Source organism: Anaerococcus kampingae (genome assembly GCF_046365475.1).
GTDB classification, from domain to species: domain Bacteria; phylum Bacillota; class Clostridia; order Tissierellales; family Peptoniphilaceae; genus Anaerococcus; species Anaerococcus kampingae.
Window position 1 is genome coordinate 1 of record NZ_JBGMEF010000056.1, and the last position, 1475, is coordinate 1475.

1 protein-coding gene is annotated in these 1475 nt (G+C 32.1%); it reads left to right on the forward strand.

What is annotated here, in order from left to right:
* Positions 1–117: 117 nt before the first annotated feature.
* Positions 118–1287: an IS256 family transposase gene (locus tag ACCQ42_RS10180; protein ID WP_415926408.1), complete on the forward strand. Its 1170-nt coding sequence runs from the start codon at positions 118–120 to the stop codon at positions 1285–1287.
* The last annotated feature ends 188 nt before the right edge of the window (positions 1288–1475 follow it).

A 1475-nucleotide genomic window follows, 5' to 3' on the forward strand; every position in this document is an offset into this window, starting at 1 on the left:
GAGACTGTGTAAAATTTTGTGTATAGAGACCTCCTGATTAGGGTAAGAAAAAACTAATCAGGAGGATTTTTAATGCCAAGAAAAAGAACAGAAACAAAAAGAAGCAAAATAGCAAAAATGTTAATTGAAGAATATCAGCCTCAAAGTGCACAAGATATTCAAGAAGTACTAAAAGACCTTCTAGGCGATACAATGGAAGAACTTTTAAAAGCAGAATTAGATGAGCATTTAGATTATGAATATGGTGAAAAACCTTTATCATTAAACACTAGAAATGGCACGAGCAAGAAAACAGTTAGATCATCATATGGCAATATAGATTTAAACATTCCAAGAGATAGAGAAGGAACCTTTGAGCCACAAGCATTAAGAAAATACGAAAAAGACATATCAAACATAGAAAATCAGATAATATCAATGTATGGAAAAGGAATGACAACAAGAGACATATCAAGTCATATAAAAGATATCTATGGTTTTGGCATATCAGAAACAATGGTAAGTAAAATAACCAACAAAATACTACCAACCATAGAAGAGTGGCAAAATAGACCCCTAGAAAAAATCTATCCTATGGTCTTTTTAGACGCCATACACTATCACGTAAGAGAAAACAACATAGTAGTCAAAAAAGCGGTATACATTGCCCTAGGCTACAATCTAGAAGGCTTTAAAGAAATACTAGGCATGTGGGTAGGAGAAAATGAATCAAGCAAATACTGGCTCTTAGTATTAAATCAGCTAAAAGAAAGAGGGCTAGAAGATGTACTAATATTCTCAACAGACAACCTACCTGGATTTAGCCAAGCAATAGAAGCAGTATATCCAAAAGCAGAAATTCAAAAATGTATAATTCACCAAATAAGAAATTCAACAAAATATGTATCATATAGAGACATCAAAGAACTAATGAAAGACCTAAAAGCAGTATACAAAGCACCAACAGAAGACTTAGCCTTAACGAATCTAGGAATCTTTGAAGAAAAATGGGGGAAAAAATACCCAATGTGTGTAAACTCTTGGAAAAACAACTGGACAGAACTATCCACATATTTTAAATATCCAGAAGGAATAAGAAAATTAATATATACAACAAATGCCATGGAAAACTTCAATAGGCAACTAAGAAAAGTCACTAAAAACAAAACCATATTTCCAAATGACTACGCACTCCAAAAAAGCTTGTATCTAGCAATGGTAGATGCTTCAAGCAAATGGACAAGTAGAATACGTGGCTGGGATCAAATATTATCCCAATTATCAATATTTTTTGAAGGGAGGTTTTAAATTAGCTAAAAATTTAGTATGAAATCAGCTGTAAATTTTCATGAAAATTTGACAGTTTATTAAAGTTGTGTAAAATTAAGAAAAGCTCCATTCCTATAGGAATGGACAAACATTGATACATAAAAAATGTATCAACCCTTACCCTAATGTCAGGATTTAGGTTGATACACAAAATTATTTACAGACCC

Excerpts from the sequence above, each read along its gene's own strand:
- ACCQ42_RS10180 (WP_415926408.1), top strand. The coding sequence starts at position 118 with ATGTTAATTGAAGAATATCAGCCTCAAAGTGCACAAGATATTCAAGAA.